The sequence below is a fragment of the Mesorhizobium sp. M7A.F.Ca.US.006.04.2.1 genome, from assembly GCF_004022915.1.
Taxonomy (GTDB): Bacteria; Pseudomonadota; Alphaproteobacteria; order Rhizobiales; family Rhizobiaceae; genus Mesorhizobium; species Mesorhizobium ciceri.
On record NZ_RZQA01001582.1, the window covers coordinates 1 to 555 of the forward strand.

The window sequence follows — 555 nt, forward strand, 5'->3', positions numbered from 1 at the left end:
GCCCGGACCCTCAAAACCATCGCGGCTCGGGCCCGCCATCTCATGCCGTGGCGATCCACCAGCGTTCGGCCATCTTCAGTCCATCGTTCTCCCAGTTGGGCGCCACATCACCGTGTGCGAGCTTTTTGGATTGGGCGCTGACGAAATTGTTGAAGACCAGCACGATGCTGCCGCCGTCATCGTGGGTTAGTTGCTGCATCTCGGCATACATCGCCGCTCGTTTGGCTTCGTCCGTCTCGGCGCGTGCCTGGACAAGCAATTCGTTGAAGTGGGGATTTTTCCAGAACGTTTCGTTCCAGCTGGAGTCCGCGGCAAAGGCTTGCGTGAACATCCAGTCGGCGGTTGCCCGACCGCTCCAATAGGAAGCGCACCAGGGTTTCTTCAGCCAGACATTGTCCCAATAAGCGTCCTCGGCCTCACGCACGACATTGACGTCGATGCCGCATTGGGCTGCCGTTTCGCGAATGAGCGAAGCCGCATCCACCGCCCCCGCAAAGGCGGCATCGGCCACCGAGAGGTCCACCTTCAGGTTCTCCATTCCGGCCTTTTTCAGGT

The 555-nt window shown here is 60.0% G+C and carries 1 pseudogene; it reads right to left on the reverse strand.

Features of this window, described 5'->3' with window-relative positions:
• Nucleotides 1-40: 40 nt before the first annotated feature.
• A pseudogene (locus EN925_RS40035) lies at nucleotides 41-555 on the reverse strand (peptide ABC transporter substrate-binding protein); the annotation flags it as partial.